General features: G+C 72.4%; 13 protein-coding genes. 3 read left to right on the plus strand and 10 right to left on the minus strand.

Features of this window, described 5'->3' with window-relative positions:
• Positions 1-7 precede the first annotated feature (7 nt).
• Positions 8-2188, minus strand: coding sequence for a putative metal-binding motif-containing protein (locus WMF26_RS45395; RefSeq protein WP_437997788.1), 2181 nt, complete (start codon positions 2186-2188; stop codon positions 8-10).
• A gap of 137 nt (positions 2189-2325) precedes the next feature.
• Here WMF26_RS45395 and WMF26_RS45400 point away from each other — a divergent pair, with 137 nt between their 5' ends.
• Positions 2326-3738, plus strand: a complete 1413-nt coding sequence (locus tag WMF26_RS45400) for a sensor histidine kinase (RefSeq protein WP_437952272.1) — start codon at positions 2326-2328, stop codon at positions 3736-3738.
• A gap of 199 nt (positions 3739-3937) precedes the next feature.
• Here WMF26_RS45400 and WMF26_RS45405 read toward each other — a convergent pair whose 3' ends face one another.
• From WMF26_RS45405 to WMF26_RS45415, 3 genes are all read right to left on the minus strand, one after another.
• Positions 3938-4372, minus strand: a complete 435-nt coding sequence (locus tag WMF26_RS45405; protein WP_061627710.1) for a hypothetical protein — start codon at positions 4370-4372, stop codon at positions 3938-3940.
• Between the two features lie 33 nt (positions 4373-4405).
• Positions 4406-4762 (minus strand): hypothetical protein, encoded by a 357-nt coding sequence (locus WMF26_RS45410; protein WP_061627711.1) that lies wholly within the window; start codon positions 4760-4762, stop codon positions 4406-4408.
• A 139-nt stretch (positions 4763-4901) separates the two neighbouring features.
• A complete protein-coding gene (locus WMF26_RS45415) occupies positions 4902-6104 on the minus strand; it encodes a site-2 protease family protein (protein ID WP_437997789.1) in 1203 nt (400 codons plus the stop codon).
• Positions 6105-6315: 211 nt separating this feature from the next.
• Between WMF26_RS45415 and WMF26_RS45420 the strand changes: the two genes are divergently transcribed.
• Positions 6316-8376 (plus strand): carotenoid oxygenase family protein, encoded by a 2061-nt coding sequence (locus WMF26_RS45420; protein WP_437997790.1) that lies wholly within the window; start codon positions 6316-6318, stop codon positions 8374-8376.
• 5 nt (positions 8377-8381) lie between these two features.
• On the opposite strand, the gene WMF26_RS45425 is transcribed toward WMF26_RS45420, so the two are convergent.
• Positions 8382-8981: a hypothetical protein gene (locus tag WMF26_RS45425; RefSeq protein ID WP_437997791.1), complete on the minus strand. Its 600-nt coding sequence runs from the start codon at positions 8979-8981 to the stop codon at positions 8382-8384.
• A 1034-nt stretch (positions 8982-10015) separates the two neighbouring features.
• Here WMF26_RS45425 and WMF26_RS45430 point away from each other — a divergent pair.
• A complete protein-coding gene (locus WMF26_RS45430; RefSeq protein WP_437997792.1) occupies positions 10016-10732 on the plus strand; it encodes a hypothetical protein in 717 nt (238 codons plus the stop codon).
• Positions 10733-10949: 217 nt separating this feature from the next.
• On the opposite strand, the gene WMF26_RS45435 is transcribed toward WMF26_RS45430, so the two are convergent.
• From WMF26_RS45435 to WMF26_RS45455, 5 genes are all read right to left on the minus strand, one after another.
• Positions 10950-12776, minus strand: coding sequence for a glycoside hydrolase family 15 protein (locus WMF26_RS45435; protein WP_437997793.1), 1827 nt, complete (start codon positions 12774-12776; stop codon positions 10950-10952).
• Positions 12777-12843: 67 nt separating this feature from the next.
• Positions 12844-13386: a response regulator transcription factor gene (locus WMF26_RS45440; RefSeq protein ID WP_437997794.1), complete on the minus strand. Its 543-nt coding sequence runs from the start codon at positions 13384-13386 to the stop codon at positions 12844-12846.
• Complete coding sequence (locus tag WMF26_RS45445) at positions 13383-14666, minus strand: ATP-binding protein (RefSeq protein WP_437997795.1); 1284 nt, start codon at positions 14664-14666, stop codon at positions 13383-13385. The genes WMF26_RS45440 and WMF26_RS45445 overlap by 4 nt, the downstream gene beginning before the upstream one ends.
• Positions 14667-14796: 130 nt before the next feature.
• Entirely contained in the window at positions 14797-15162 is a 366-nt protein-coding gene (locus WMF26_RS45450; RefSeq protein WP_437997796.1) for a hypothetical protein, read from the minus strand.
• Positions 15163-15566: 404 nt separating this feature from the next.
• Positions 15567-15965, minus strand: coding sequence for a hypothetical protein (locus WMF26_RS45455; RefSeq protein ID WP_437997797.1), 399 nt, complete (start codon positions 15963-15965; stop codon positions 15567-15569).
• Positions 15966-15972: the final 7 nt, after the last annotated feature.

Genomic DNA, 15972 nt, shown 5'->3' on the forward strand with positions numbered 1-15972 from the left:
CCGCGGGTCAGGGATCGACCTCGTCGACGGCGTCGACGACCCGCACGTCGAGGAACCACAGGCCGTGCGCCATCGCGTGGCCGTCGATCTGGAGGTAGTAGACGCCCGGATCGAGCACGAGATCGAGGAAGCTGCGCTGGGGGCCCGTACCGATCGTGCAGGAAAGCGGCATTTCGGTGCCGGGGCAGCCCGGGCCGCGGCGGACCGAGAGCAGCGTCTCGTAGGCCGAGCCGGCCATGTCGAGCACCACCCGGCGGCGCGCCGTGAGCGTGAGCTTCAGGAGCTGGTCCCGGGCGCCGCGGTCTTGCGTGCCGGCGCGATCGCACCCCGCGTCCAAATCCGCGGCGGCGTTGGTCGTGTTGCCCTGGAAGAACCCGCCGGTCTCCGGGATCTCCAGCGCGCCCTCGCACGCGTCGGCGAAGGGCACCAGCGTGGGCGGCGCCGCCGGCCGCACGAACGCCGTCACGCTCACCGGCTGGCCGAGCTGCGCCTCGGCCACCACGCGGTACGACCCCGGGGGGACGCCGCGCCGCGCGCTCCGGAGCGGGCTGACGTCGCCCTCGCCGCACGCGAGCCGGTCGCCGGCGCCGCCGCACGCCGGCGCGGACAGGGCGATCGAGCCGCTGTCGCCGGCCGACAGCCGCTCGACCAGGAGCACGTCGGACGCGACCTCCAGATCGAGCGCGTACACGGCGTCGACCGCCGCCGGGCCGCAGCCGAGGTCGACGTCGTCCTGGTGGCCGAGCAGCGACACGGCGACCGTCCGGTTCGGCGCGAGCGGCGCCGCCTCGGCGCAGCCCTCGTCCGGCGGCGGATCGGTCGGCGGCGCGAGCTCCAGCGTGAGGAGCACCGAGGTCGGCGCCGTCGCCGAGACGGCGACGGCGTAGACCCCCGCGGGCAGCGCGCGCCGGAAGAGGTGCGGCGCCGCCGCCGTCTGGCAGGTGAGCTCGTCCTCGGGCAGCGCGCAGCCCTCGGACCGCAGCGAGAGCGAGGGCTCGCCGTCGCCGTCGGTCGAGATCGCGTAGAGGTCGACGTCGCGGGGCTCGGTGAGCTCGAACGTGTAGACGAGCTCCCCGAGGTCGGTCTCGCACGCGGTCCCGAGATCCCGCGCGGCGTCGAGGATCGTCGCCAGGACCGGCGCGCCCGGCTCGAGGGGCGCCGCGGTGCCGCACGTCTCGTTCTCGGGCGCCGGCGAGGGCGGCAGGAACGCGACGTCGACGACCACCGGCGCGCCCTCCGCGGTGGTCACGTAGACCGGCAGCGCCGTCGCGCGCTCCGGATCGCCGAGGCCGCGGCCCCGGAGCTTCGCGAGCTTGCCGCCGTCCGCGCTGGGGTGCGGGCGCCCGCACGCGAGCTCGGTCGCGGCGTCGCCGCACTGGCCGGCGAGCGTCACCGCGACGTCGGTGCCCTCCGTCCGCGCGGTCACCTGCACGTCGACCGGCGGCCCCGGCGGCAGGAGCACCGCGGCCACCACGTCGCGCGTGCTCATCGGGCGGGGCAGGCCGCACGAGCTCGCGTAGTGGAAGCCCGCGCCCGCGGTGTTCATCGCGTACGAGCCCGGCGCCGAGATCTCCAGCGCGTCGGCGCACGTGTCGTGCTCCGGCGAGACGCAGCCGGACTCATCGGTGCGCCCGTCGCAGTCGTCGTCCCGGTCGTTCCCGCAGATCTCGGGCTGCAGCGACGACGCCGTGGGGTCGGCGTCGTCGCAGTCGCCCCCGCCGCAACGCGCGTCGGGATCGCCGTCGAGGTCGGCGTCGCGCGGGGCGCTCGAGCACGTCCTGGTCGGCTCGTCGCAGGCGTCGATCGTGCAGGTGCTCCCGTCGCCGCACGCGATCGGCTCGCCAGGCACGCAGCCGAGGCGCGGGTTGCACCGCTCGACCCCGTCGCAGTAGACGTCGTTCTGACACGCGCTGTCGTCCGGCGTGAAACGGCACCGGCCTGCGCTGGTGTCGCAGGCATCGAAGGTGCAGGGAAATCCGTCCTCACATTGATCGTCGTCGACGCACGGACCGCCGAGCGTCGGGTCCGCCGGAGCCTGCTCGCCCCCTGCGCCGCCCGCGCCGCCTTCGCCGCCGGCCCCGCCTGCTCCGCCCGCCGACGGGAAGGGGCTCGGCGCGCTCGAGCCGCAGGCGGCGGCCCCGAGCGCGGCCGTCGCGGCTGCGGCACAGAGAAGAGCGAGAGGCGTCAAGGAGGAAGAAGAGCGAGTTCGCATCGAACGAGGTGAGCGGCAATGAGCGTAGCAGGGCACCGCCACGTCTGGCATCATGGCGCGCGATTCCGCGGAGCGTGGCGGATAGAGGGAAAAACAGGGTGACCAGCGACAGATTGACCCGACCCGAGCTGACGTGGCTGCTGGCGCAGGAGGCGCGCAGCGCCGCCCAGAAGCTCCGCCAGGGCGTGGGGATGATCGCGACCGAGACCACGCCGCCGCCGGTGCCGTCGCCGGACGACGGCTCGGGCGGCGTGGAGAGCACGCTGAACCGGCTCGACGAGGCGGTGAGCATGCTCGCCTCGCTCCACGGCCGGCCCATGCCGCGCGGGCGGCGCGGTCGCGTCGACCTGACGGCGCTGCTCTGGGAGGTCGCGCCCGAGGCGCGCGTGCAGATCGAGATGGGCGAAGGGACGACGGTGTTCGGCGACGAGACCGAGCTCCGGCGGATGCTCCAGGTGCTCATCGCCCAGGGCGGCGATCCCACGAGCCAGGGCGGGGCGCCCGACGTGAGCATCCACCGCGTCGGCGACGAGGTGAGCGTGCGCGTCAACCTCGGGCCGGAGACGCCGGTGAACTTCGAGACCGAGCGGGTGTGGCTGTCGCGGATGGCGCTGCGCTACGGCGGCCGGCTGGAGCTCGACGGGCTGATGCAGACGCTGACCTTGCCCGCCGAGGTCGATCTCCAGCGCCTCGAGGTCGAGAGCCTGAAGAAGGAGCTGGCCGCGGCGCAGGCGCAGGGCGAGGCCTACGCGCGCGAGCTCGCCGCGGTCTTTTCGCGGGTCGAGGGCGAGCGCGAGCGCGGGTCGCTGGCCGGCATCGTGTCGCGGCTGAGCGGCAGCGATCCGGTGTCGCACCTGCCGCCGAGCGGCGACAGCCTCGCGGTGCTCGTGGCGGCGGTGCGGGTGCTCGGGACGCAGCTGCGCGGCATCCTGTCGGCGATCGGGCGGGACATCGCGCCGCTCCGGTCGCACGGCGGCGACGCCGGGGAGACGGCGGCCTCGGTGGGGCGCCACGTGACCGCGGCGTCGGAGATCGTGAGCGATCTGGCGAGGCTGGGTGCGTGCCCGCTCCACGAGTTCCCGCGCCACTGCGACGTGGCCGATCTGCTGCGCGACGTCGTGAAGGACGACCTCGCGCGCGCGGCGCGCCACGACGTGCGCGTGGTGGTCGAGGCGCCGGAGGCCGCGCAGGAGGTCGTGCCGCAGGGCGCGCTCACGGTGCTGCTGCACGCGCTGCTCGATCACGCGATCAGCGCGTCCCCGCCGGGCAGCGAGGTGGTCGTGACGCTCGTCGAGGGGCCGAGCGGGGTCGAGATCACGTTCGACGACGCGGGGCCGCCGCTGCCGGCCGCGGCGCGGAGCGTGGTGCTGAGCCGCGATTTCGAGGCGGTCGCGCAGGGGAGGCCGCCGGCGCTGCCGCTCATCGCGGCGCACGCGATCGCGGCGCACACGAACTACGGGATCGCGATCGAGGACGGGCCGCGCGGGGAGACGCGGGTGCGGCTCACGATCCCGAGGGCGGGGTAGCTCCGGGCTGCCAGGCCGAGGAGGCCCAGCGCTCCGCGCGGCGCGGGGGCCCATCTGGAGCGACAGATGGGTTGAAACCGCGTGAAAAACGCAGAATTTCGAACCGCCAAGCCGCTAGGAACGCGGAGAAGGGGATCCCCTCTCGGCGCCCTTGGCGGCTTGACGGTCGAAGACTCGCTCGTTCAACGCGATCTGCCGTCTAGAAGAGGAACGAGGTCGCCGAGAAATCCACCTCCCGGTGGAGGTTGAAGCCACGCACGACGTCGATCGCCTCGAGCTTCGCCGACGTGGTGACAGGTCGCTCGTCGCTGCGCCCCACGAGCGTCGCAATCGCCCTGTACTCGTCGGGCGGAAGATCCACCGTCAGGATGAAGTCCTCGCAAGGCGCATACTCCCTCGCCACCTCGACGCTGCCACGGTAGATGATCAGCTCGAGATCGGCCCTGCCGCCGCTGAAGCGAGAGCAGTCCCGCGGCTCGCGCCGGTCGTCGATTGTCCACTCCATCACCAGGCTCCCCATCGACGGCCGAGGCCGATGCCGATCGCCGTCCTTCACCTCGAAGAAGCAGCCCAGGGCCAGAAAGCTCGATAGAGCGAGGCCGCAGATAGGAATGACGCTCTTCTCCTGATTCATGCTCGAATCCGTCCTTTCGCAGCCGCACCACTGTCAACGCGGCGTGTAGTAACCGCGCCCCCGCTCGCGGGGAAAGCTCAGCTCGCGCTCTGGCACGTACCTCGGCGACGCACGGTATGTCTGCCGGTAACGCCTGAGCTCCGCGGGCTCCTGCTCGAAGATGACCCAGCCCCGGTTCGTCGGGTAATACCACTGGCCGTCGACCAGGTACGCATAGGTGCCGCGGAAATAGACGCGCGGAGACGCCGCGATCTCCACCGGGACGACCTCGGCGCGCACCGCCGGGAAGCCGGACACGACATACCCCTCGGCTCCGACCGTGCCCAGACACCCGACCAGCAGCGAGGCGCCGGCCGCGACCGCAGCCGCCGCGAGCGCAGACCTCGTCACCGAGAGACACCTGGGCCATCTTCGCTCGCGCGAAGTCACGTTGTTGCTCTGCTTCACGTCATTGCTCCTCGAAACGGAGCTCAGCAACGCGAGTGCCAGCGCGGGGCGGCGCGACTCGACATCTCCTGTGACCGGGCGCTCAGCGGCCCGCGCCGGCCGCGCCGAGCGCGCCGGCGAGCGCGAGCGCGCGCTGGATCTCCGCCGATGTCACGAGGCCGATCACGTGCTCCGCCTCGTCGAGCACCGCGATCGCGCTCGCCTCGCCGCTCGCCAGCGCGTCGAGCGAGCCGGACGCGTCGTCGCCGGCGCGCGCCCTCGGCACGTCCACCGGCATCACCGCGCCGACCGTCGCCGCCTCGGCGCCGCGCGCGAGCTGGCGGGCGAGATCCCAGACCGTCACGACGCCGATCTCGCGGCGGCCCTCCCCGCCCCGAGGATCGTCGATGACCCGCGCGCCGACCAGGTTGTGGCGGAGGAGCCGCTCGGCCACCGCGCGAGGGCTCTCGTCCGCGTACGCGTCGCCGAGCCGATCGGTCATGAAGCGCGCGACCGGGAGGCCGCGGAGGAGATCGCGCGTGCTCGAGCGCGCCTGCTCGGCCGAGGCGCCCATGTGGACGAACACGGCGATCAGCACCAGGATGAGGTTCCACGAGAGCAGGCCGAACAGCCCGAAGGCCACCGCCATCGCCTTGCCGATCGCCGTCGCGACGCGCGTCGCGCGCGCCCGCCCGAGGCGGCGATGGAGCAGCCCCCGGAGCACCCGGCCGCCATCCATCGGGAACGCCGGGAGCAGGTTGAACACGCCGAGGATCGCGTTCGTGATCGCGAAGGCGAGGAGCGCCACGCCGACCTCCGCCGGCGCGGGGAGCAGGCGATAGGCGGCGTAGCTGCCGAGCGCGATACCGAAGCTCATCAGCGGCCCGGCGAACGCCATCCACGCCTCGTGCTCGGGATCGTCGCGCTCTATCTGCGAGACGCCGCCCAGCATCATCAGCGTGATCGCGCGCACCCGGATCCCGTTCTTGAGCGCGACGAGCGCGTGGGCCAGCTCGTGCGCCAGCACGGCGACGAACAGCCCGACCGCCAAGATCGCCCCCCAGGCGAGCGGCGGCAAGCGCAGCGCCTCGCGCGGAATCTCGAGCGAGGCCGCGATGAACGTGAACTGCGACGCCGCCAAGTACGCGAGGTACGGCAGGAAAATCAGCAGCGTGACGTGCAGCCGGATCGGGATTCCTCGGATGCGCAGGACTGTCAGCCCCTGGTCGAACATGTGCCTCCTGATCGCTGGTACAGATGGGGCCGACAACCACCTTCGCAAGCCGCCGAGACGGCGCCAATGCATGGAAAATCAGGGCAGCGACGCAGATGCCGAGCGCAATGCAGGAGGCGCCCGCAGCCCCGCGCCCAGCGCGCGTGCGTCCGTCCTAGGCGGGAATCGGCGCGAGCGCGCATCCCGGAGGCGCGCAGCGCAGCGCGGCGCCCCCGCCGGCCACAGATTGGCGTAGCTTGGTGTGACCGAGGTCGTCATGCGCCAGCGCGTCCCCGATGCATTGATGGCAGCGAGCACGGAAGAGCTCACGAAGGTCGAGCTCACCGTCCTCGAATCCTCGCTCTCCGGCGGCGTGCCCAAGGACCTCACGGGCCATGTGTTCGCGATCGGCCCGGTCGGCTCGGTGGACGGCGGGCTGCCCAGGGCGGACGGCGCGCCGATCCTCAATGGCAATGGGATGATCTATCGGCTCGATTTCGGCGGCGGCGCGGTCCGTCTGACCTCGAGGGTCGCGCGCACGCCCTGCTATCACGCGGACGCCGCCTCGCGCCCCGGCACGCGCTTCGAGGCGCTCGGCTTCCGCGACGCCGGGCTCCTCCGCTTCTCGCCCCACCTCGGCCTCCGGGACCACCTCAATCACGCGTTCGTGCCGATGCACGCGCCGCGCGCGCCCGCGCGGCTCCTCGTCACGGGCGACGCGGGGAGGCCCTACGAGATCGACCCGGCGACGCTCCAGCTCGTCACGCCGGTCGGGCGCAACAGCACGTGGTACCCGGCGGCGCCCGTCGACCACCCCTTTCCCCTGACGCTGGCGACGGCGCACCCGTGCTTCGACGCGGAGCGGGGCGAGCTGCTCACGGTGAACTACGGCCGCTCGCTCCTCCACCTGTTCGCCGCGTCGCTGCCGCGGCTCGACGAGCTCGCCGCCCTCCCGCGCTCCTGGGACCGGCTCGCGTCGGCGGCCGCGTCGATGATCGAGCAGCAGCTGCTCCGGTCGAGCGCCGATCGGCTCGAGCTCCTCGCGAAGCGCGCGCTCGAGCGCCTGCCCGCGCGCTTCCGCCCGAGCGCGCCGCCCGGGCCGGGCGACCTGCTCGCGCGGCAGGCGGCGCGCTTCGGCGGCGTCCCGCTCGACGAGGCGGCGGGCGACTTCGTGCACCTCTTGCGGTGGGACGGCCACAACGAGCCGGAGCGGCACGCGCTCCTCCTGCCGAGCGGCGCGCCGGTGCGCATCGAGCAGAGCGTGCACCAGCTCGGCCTGACGCGGCGCTGGGTCGTGCTCGCGGACACGGCCTTCCGGATCGGCCTGGAGAGCGTGGCCTGCCGGGGCTCCGGGGAGAGCCCGGGGGTCGAGCGCCTCCTCCGGTCGCTGCTCACGATGGCCCACGAGCCGAGCACGACGTTTTACCTGGTCCGGCGGGACGCGCTCCGGCCGGGCGGCGGGTCGGTCGTCGTGAAGAAGGTCGTCGTGCCCCTGGAGACGCTCCATTTCCTCGTCGATTACGAGGACGCGGGCGACCGCATCACCGTGCACGCGGCGCACAACTGCGCCACGGATCACGCCGAGTGGCTCCGGCCCTGCGACCGGCGCGCGGCCGACAGGGCGCCGGCGCCGGCCCGGCTCCGCGGGCTGTCCCCGCTCGGACAGGCGGACGTGAACCGCATCGGCCGGTATACGATCGACGCGGCGGCCGAGCGCGTCGTGGATCAGGCGGTGTTCGCCGACCCGGCGCGGGCGCTCGGCGTCGGCCTCTATGCGCACCGGGAGGCGGGCCCGTCGTGGATGCCGCCCGATTGCATCGAGAACGTCTACTGGCGCGGCGCCGGGATCTGGGACGAGCTCTCGACCGAGTTCATCGATCGGCTCTACGCGGCGCACCCGCATCGATCGCTGTCCCTCTCGGCGCTCCGGCGGATGCGCGCGGAAGGCGGGCACCCCGACAGCCTGTTCCGGTTCAACCACCGCGCCATGCGGATCGAGGATCGCTACGAGTTCCCGCAGCGCGCCGTGGGGTGTTGGCTCAGCTCGCTGCAGTTCGTGCCCCGCCGCGGCGGCAGCGGGGCGGACACCGACGGATACGTGGTCGCGCTCGTCACGACCGCCCACCGCGCGGAGGTCTGGATCTTCGACGCGACGAACCTCGCCCGAGGGCCGCTCTGCAAGCTGGGGCACCCGGCCTTCCGCCCGGGGCTCACCCTCCACACGGCGTGGCTCAACGCCGCGTCGCCGTGGAGAGGCGGATACAAGGTCCCGGTGCGCGAGGACTACGAGGATTTCGTGGCGGACGCCCCCGAAGGCCAGGTGAAGGCGCTGTTCGAGGAGGCGGTCTATCCGCGGTTCGCCTGAGCCGCCTACAGGCAGGGGGCCGCGGCGCGAGGCAGGGACGGCTCGGCGCCGCGCGCGGGGGCCCCGGCCCCGAGGCCGTCGCCCCGCTCGAGCAGCACGCCCGCGGCGCCGTCGCCGAGGGTCGCGGTGATGTGGTCGTCGACCCACGGCTGCCCCGCGCGCAGGCGCCACGACCGCACCTCGCTCGCCACGAGGAGCACGCGACCCGCGCTGCGGTAGAGATGCCGAGTCGCCACGTCGAGGGCCGCAGAGAAGCCCCCCTGAGCCGACCAGAGATCGAGCGCCAGCGCAGGGGAGAGGCCGGCCATGCACGCGGCGAACGCCGCCCCGCCGGCGTCGCCGCGCCCGCGGTCGTCGCTCGTCATGATGAGGACATCGACGAACGGATCGCGGAGCCGCCCCGCCTCGATGAGCTGCCGCAGCACCGCCGCGGCCATGGACAGCGTGGTCTCCGCCGCGCCGGCAAAGCGCCGGTCCACGACGCCCGTGGTCCGCTGCAACCACTCTGCGGAGTACGGGAGGCCATAGCTCGCGATGAGCTCCTGGTTCGTGACGATGCGCTCCGGAAGATAGGTCGCGACGGCCGTGATGCGACACTCTGGCATGTTTCCGCTCTGTTCAGCGCCCGCAGCCGGCGGCCGCCGATCCTGCAAACCTGGGTCAAGACAGCTCGATCCGGCGCTCCGCCCCCGCCGATCGGCCAGCGCCGAGCGCGGTGGTAAGCCAGCGTCCCGGACGACATGAGACAACCCAACGTCGAAACGAAAAGGGCCGTGCGGCAGACTACAAGTTCGGATGCTCCCTCCCCGTCTCCGACATCCAGCACTGGACCATTTACAGAACGTCCTGCGCAAGTGGGAATGACGGCCGCTTCGGCTCCGTCCTCGCCGAGGCGAGCGGCGCCATGGATGGAGCGGCGGCGCGGGCGGCGCGCTCACGACGCGATGCGTCATTGACTATCTTCAGGGATGTGAGGAAGTCGCGCGCGCCGCTCGCGGCACCAGGCGAACCGAGCGCGACGCAGCGCCGGAACGATCATGTCGTGGAGGGAACGAGGATGACGGCGGCGGACGGTTCCGGCCGGAGTCGAGATTTATGCTCTCGCGGGCGCGCGAATGCACAAACGTATCGGAGCGCTCTGCGCTGAGCAGGCAGGGCGCAGCGCGCGTGTCTCCCTCGGACGGCGCGAGCGATTGCGTCGGCGCTGCGCGGAGGCCGGGGTTTCTCTGGGTCCGGAGGGACGTTCCACCTATTGTGAGAACACCGCGGCTCGCCGCGGCCGCGGCGAGCGACCGCGTCACGGCGCGTCCTGCGCGGTGCGCGGCGCGCGAGCCCTCGGCGCGGCGCTCTCGCCGCGCAAAAGCGCCCGACGAGCGGCAGAGTTCGCTGCCGCCAGCGCGAAAACGGCGCCGCCGCCGCGCGCGCGCCGCGCCTCGCCCGGATCCACCGCGAATAAATCGCGGAGAAATACCAAGGGAGCGCAGATCCGAGGAGCGCCACATTCGCGGACGCGATTCGCGAATTCACGAGGTCTCGAAGCGGCAGCCTCTGCACAGGAGCCCGAGGCACACAGCCTGCTCTTGGGTGAGCCAAGGTGTTCGGGGGCCGCAAGGCCTATCAGGGACACCGGGGAGGACCAATGATCTCGATTCACGGCAAGATGATGGGTCTCGCGATGGTGCTGGCGCTCGGGGCCGGGTGCGCGGTCGGCGCGGATGAGGAGTTCGACGTGGATGACGAGAGCGTCGACTCGACGACCCAGGGGCTGGAAGAGGCGGAGCGCGGCGGGTACGCGGCCCAGTCCCAGGCTCAGATCGGCCAGATGGGGCCCAGCAAGCTCGGTCTGCCCCCGAGCAAGGGTCTGCCCTCGAAGGGCGTCATGCCCGGAAAGGGCGAGCTCCTGCCCAGCAAGGGCATGCTGCCCAGCAAGGGCGAGTTCCCGACCAAGGGCAGCCTCCCGAGCAAGGGCTACCCGACCAAGGGCGGGTACACGGGGCAGGGCCCGGCGCAGCTCGGCCAGGTCGGGCAAGAGGCGCAGCTCGGCGCGCCGTCGCAGATCGGCCAGGCGCAGCTCGGCGCGCCGGCGCAGATCGGCCAGGCGCAGCTCGGCGGGCCCGCGCAGATCGGCCAGGTGGGCGTCGGGCAGACGGGCGCCCTGGTGGGGCAGGAGACGGGGCAACGTGACGGCGAGCGCTGCTTCGGCGGCTTCGGCGGCTTCGGCGGCTGCGGCTTCGGCGGCTTCGGCGGCTTCGGCGGCTTCGGCGGCTTCGGCTGCGGTCTGACGGCGATCACGACGTCGGTCACCAGCTTCGTCCCGAGCTTCATCAACCCGTGCTTCGGCGGCTTCGGCTTCTGATCTCGATCTGACCGCACCGCGCCGGCCGGCGCCCGAGGCTCCGCCTCTCCGGATCCCGCGGCGCCGCGCCGGCCCTCCTCAATCTCCCGGGCTCTCGAGCGCCGGCGGCCTGGGGTTGGATATCCCAGGCCGCCGGTCGCTCCTCTCTTCCCTCCACCGCTCGCGCAGGAGCCCCGCCCCACCGCTCGCCGGTGGGGAGCGCGAGCCCCCGATCCCCTCAGCCGCCCTGACCGAGGGCGCGATCCAGGTAGAACGCCGCGCTGACCAGCCCGAGGTGCGTGAACGCCTGGGGGAAGTTGCCGAGCAGCTCGCCGCTCGCCCCGATCTGCTCGGAGTACAGCCCGAGGTGGTTGGCATAGGTGAGCATCTTCTCGAAGATGAAGCGCGCGTCCTCGAGGCGGCCGGCGCGCGCCAGCGCCTCGACCAGCCAGAAGGTGCAGATGCTGAAGGTGCCCTCCTTGCCGGTCAGGCCGTCGCCGGCGCCCTTGCCGAGCTCGTAGCGGTGGACGAGCGTGTCGCTGGCGAGCTCCGCGAGCGTGCGGTCGATCGTGCCGACGATGCGAGGGTCGGTGGGGGAGATGAAGCGCATGAGCGACATGAGCAGGTTGCTCGCGTCGAGCGCCGACGAGCCGAAGGACTGCACGAACGTCCTCCGCTCCGCGTCCCAGCCGTGCGTCATGATCGCCTCGTAGATGTCGTCGCGCGCGCGCGCGACGCGCGGGCGATCGAGCGGCAGCGAGCGCTTGTCGGCGAGCCGCAGCGTCCGGTCGAGGGCGACCCAGCACTGGAGCTTCGAGTACACGAACTGCCGCTTGCCGCCGCGCACCTCCCAGATGCTCTCGTCCGGCTGCTCCCAGCTCTGGCACACCCAGGTCGCCATGCGCCGGAGCTCGCGCCAGAAGTCGTAATGGATGGGAGATCCGTACTTGTCGAACAGGTACACCGAGTCGATGAGCTCGCCGTAGATGTCGAGCTGGAGCTGCGCCGTCGCCCCGTTGCCGACCCGGACCGGCCGCGACCCGCGGTAGCCGTCGAGGTGGGTCAGCGCGACCTCGGGCAGCTCGTGGCGGCCCTCGATGCCGTACATGAGCTGGAGCGGCCCGGTGGGGCCGTCCTGCTCGGAGACGCGGGCGCTCAGCCATTCCATGAAGCGCGCGGCCTCCTCGGTGTAACCGAGCCGGAGGAAGGCGTAGAGGGTGAACGCGGCGTCGCGCACCCAGACGTAGCGATAGTCCCAGTTGCGGACGCCGCCGATCTCCTCGGGCAGGCTGGTTGTCGCCGCGGCGACGATCGCGCCGGTCGGCTCGAACGTGAGCAGCTTGAGGACGAGGGCCGACCGGTCGACCATCTCGCGCCAGCGACCCTTGTAGCGCGACTTGCCGAGCCACCTCCGCCAGAACTCGACCGTGCGCCGGAGGGCGTCCTCGCCGTTGATCGGCGTGGAGAGCAGGCCGTCGCTCGCGGTCCAGTCCTCGACCTGGCGCAGCGCGAACGTGGCGGACTCGCCGGGCTGCAGCACGAAGTCGGCGGTCACCCCGCCGGCGCCGTCGCTCGACAGGGGGACCGGGCTGATCAGCGCGAGGTCGAGGCCGTCCGAGTCGAAGATGGCGCCGCGCGGGTCGTCGAGGATGAGGCGGTGGGGGCGGCGGGCGAAGTCGATGGCGGGGCGGCAGGCGAGCTGGAAGCGCACCTCGCCGCGGACGGCCCGCGCGACGCGGACGATCTGGTGCATCCCGCGGCGGTAGGCGCCGTACGGGTCCCGGTGGATCGGCATGAAATCGCAGACCTCGCCGACCCCGTCCGCGTGGAGGAAGCGCGTGAGGAGCACGTTGGTGTCGGGCATGTACATCTGCTTGCGCGACGCGGCGTGCGCCGCCGCGAGCGCGAAGCTGCCGCCCTTCTTGTCGTCCAGGATCGCCGCGAACACGCTCGGCGAGTCGAAATGGGGCAGGCAGCACCAGTCGATGGATCCATCCATCCCGACCAGCGCCACGGAGTGCATGTCGCCGATGACGCCGTAGGACTCGATGGGCTTGTAGGGCATCACCCCTTCATAGCGCCCGCCCGGCCGAGAGGTACCTCCCCCCGCCGATCTTTCCCGGCGCCCGCCCTCACGACCTCGGCGGCAGCCGCGAGAGCTTCCGCTGGAGCGAGCGCCGGTGCATCCGGAGCTTGCGCGCGGCCTCGGAGATGTTGCCCTCGCAGTCCGCGAGCACGCGCTGGAGGTACTCCCACTCGACGCGCTCGAGCGACGGCAGGTCCTCGTCGCCGCCCGCGGCCGGGGCGAAGCCGAGCAGCGAGCGCGCGCACCGGGCCGCGTCCACCGGCTTGGTCAGGTAGTCGACGGCCCCGGCCCGGATCGCCGACACCGCGTTCGCGATCGTGCCGTACCCCGTGAACACCACGATGCGGATGCCGTCGTCCATGCTCCGCAGCGCCCCGACGAGCTCGATCCCGCTCTGCCCGGGCATGCGCACGTCGACGAGCGCGTACTCGAACACGTGCTCGCGCGCCATCGCCGCGGCCTCCTCCGCGCTGCCGGCGAGGAACACCGCGAAGCCGCGCTGGCCGAGCGCCTGCCCGAGCGCCGACCGGAACGTCGCGTCGTCGTCGACGATGAGCAGCGTCGGCTCGCTGGTGGGCTCCGCGCTCATGGGTCCACCGGCGCGAGGCGCAGGGCGACGCGCGTGCCGGCCGGCTGCCTCGCCGACACCGTGAGCCGGCCCCCGACCTGCTCGATGAGCGTCCGCACGAGGTAGAGCCCGAGGCCCATCCCCTCGCCGGGCGCCTTGGTCGTCACGAACGGCTCCCCGAGCCGCCCCGTGAGGCCCGCCGGGACGCCCGCCCCGCCGTCCTCCACGCTGATCATCGGCGCGCCGCCCTCGTCCCCCACGGTGACGACGATCGGCCCCGCGGCGGCGGGGCTCGGCCCGAGCGCCGCGAGCGCGTTGTCGAGCAGCGCGAACAGCGCCGCCTCGATGTCGGCCGCGTCGAGCGGCACCGTGCGCCGCGGCGCGAGGTCGCCGCGCACCTCGACGGCGACGCCCGGGTGCGCCGCCTGCCACGCCGCCACGCCGCGCACGGCCGCCTCGCCGACCTCGACCCCGGCGCGCAGCTCGTCGGCGCGGACGTCCGCCCGCATGCGCGCGATGACGACGCGGCAGCGCTCGACCTGCTCTGCGATCGTCCGGGCGCGGCGCCGCGCGGCGTCGCTCGCCGCCGGGTCGCTCAGGCTCTCCCCGGCGAGCACCGCGATCGTGCCGAGCGGGGTGCCGAGCTCGTGCGCGGTGCCGGCGGCGAGCGCGCCGAGGGCCTGGAAGCGCGAGGCCTCCTCGGCGCGCCGGCGGAGCGCCGCGTTCTCGGCCGCGCTCTCGTCGAGGGCGCGGCGGACCTTCAGGAGCACGTGGGCGACGAGCGACGAGCTCAGCACGAAGGCGAGGAGCATCCCGTAGAGGTGGGTCGAGAAGGCGCCGTGCTCCGGGTGGCTCGGGCAGCACGCGCCGGCGGGGAGGGCGAAGAGCGCCGCGAACAGGCACGCCGCGAGCGCGGCGAGCGCGAAGGTCGTCCGCGCCGGCAGGAGCGCGGCGGCGAGCGCGACGTGCACGAAGAAGAGGGCGCTGAACGGGTTGCCCGCGCCGCCCGACGCGGCGAGGACGCCGGCGATCGCGACGAGGTCGAGCGCCACGACGCCGGCGACGAGGGCGCTCTGCGCGCCCTGCTGCGACCGCACCCGGCGGGCGAGGGCGAGGTTGAGCCCGCCGGCCAGCGCGAGGATGGGCACGGCGATGCCGTAGCGGACGTGGTAGCCGAAGAGCGCCTCGTCGGCGATCAGGGTCGCGGCGAGCAGCGCGAACACGGCCCAGCGCAGGCCGACGAGCCACCGGAGGACGATCCCGCCGGCCGGCGCCCGATCGAGGGAGGCGTCGTGCGTCACGGCGGGAGTATAGCGCAAAGGGCCCGGGCGGCCGCGGCCCGAGCGGCGGGAGCGCGGCTCGCCGCTTCAGGTCGCCGGGGCCGATGTCGGCTCGACCGGCGTTTGCGGCAGAGCGTCGGCGCGGCCGGCGCTACGGCGGCCATGGGGCATCGGCAGGGTGTGACAAGCTATCGCCGCGCTCCCGCAGAAACGCCTCAAACCGCGAGAAGAACCTCCGAACATTCCGCTCACCGGGATCCTCCGTGGCAATCAGCGTAGGCCACGCGACATCTCGCGTGTCGTTGAGCTTGGTGGACAGCCATTTCTGGAATTCGTCGAGTAGCGACGATTCTCCAGCGCCGAACTCCGGCATTCCGAGATCGACGCGGACTTGGCAGTAGCCTTGGATAAACATTGCGAGCGTCTTCACATTCTCATCGCCAAGGAACATACCCGGACGCACGCTCACGCGCTTCAGAAACGCCAGCAGCCAAGGGTCATTGGGTGAGAATGGCACAATAGCCTCATGTCAAAATGTCAGAACGCAGTCTCGACAACTCTTACGAATGGGGCACCAAAGAAGCTTGCGCCGGCAAAATCGTTCACGAGGACGGGCATGCCACGTCACGGCCGCCGGACCTTTCATGTGCCGCCGCACCACCGAGAAATCCCCAGTAGCGCCGGCGTGTCTCGCTCACCTGCCCCCTCAACCCGTGGCGCTGCACCCAGAACCGGCGGCCGAGCCGGTCGAACCGCGTCGCCGGCATCGCGCCCGTCGTCTCTTGTGCGTGCGCCTCCTGAGCGTGCACCGCGACCAGCCACTCCGCGCCCACCAGCTCGCGCGTCAGCCAGCGCGTCCCGCACGAGCCGGCAGTTGCGCGCGAGCGGACCGACGTGGAAGGGCCATGGGTGATTCGTGGGTCATTGGCGCCCAAGGGCTACTTCGACCTCCGCAAGAAACCTGAGCAATCCAGCTTCGCCAGGCTCGAATGGACTCAACAGATGTTTGGCAGCGACGCGCCTCTCGTCAGCGGACCACTTGGCCCATGCGTCCCTCCACGCGACGGTCGCATAGTCCTTGGCGCCTTCCCACTCCCGCCGTTCGGGCCCGAGGTCTATCCACTCCCGCCATCTCGCCTCTGCGACGCCTCCTTCGCGGCGCACTTCCTCAGCGACGATTTCATCTCGGATGCGAACGGCAACCCTCGCAAGGATGGCGCTTCCTGGCACGTCGAGATCGTCTGGATCCTTGTGAAACTTCGCCTCAACGATTGCCCGCAGCAATGCGAGGAGTTCTGCGTGAGAGGAAGATGAAAACATGTCATTC

This window comes from Sorangium sp. So ce185 (genome assembly GCF_051526825.1).
In the GTDB taxonomy this organism is placed as follows: Bacteria; Myxococcota_A; Polyangia; order Polyangiales; family Polyangiaceae; genus Sorangium; species Sorangium cellulosum_D.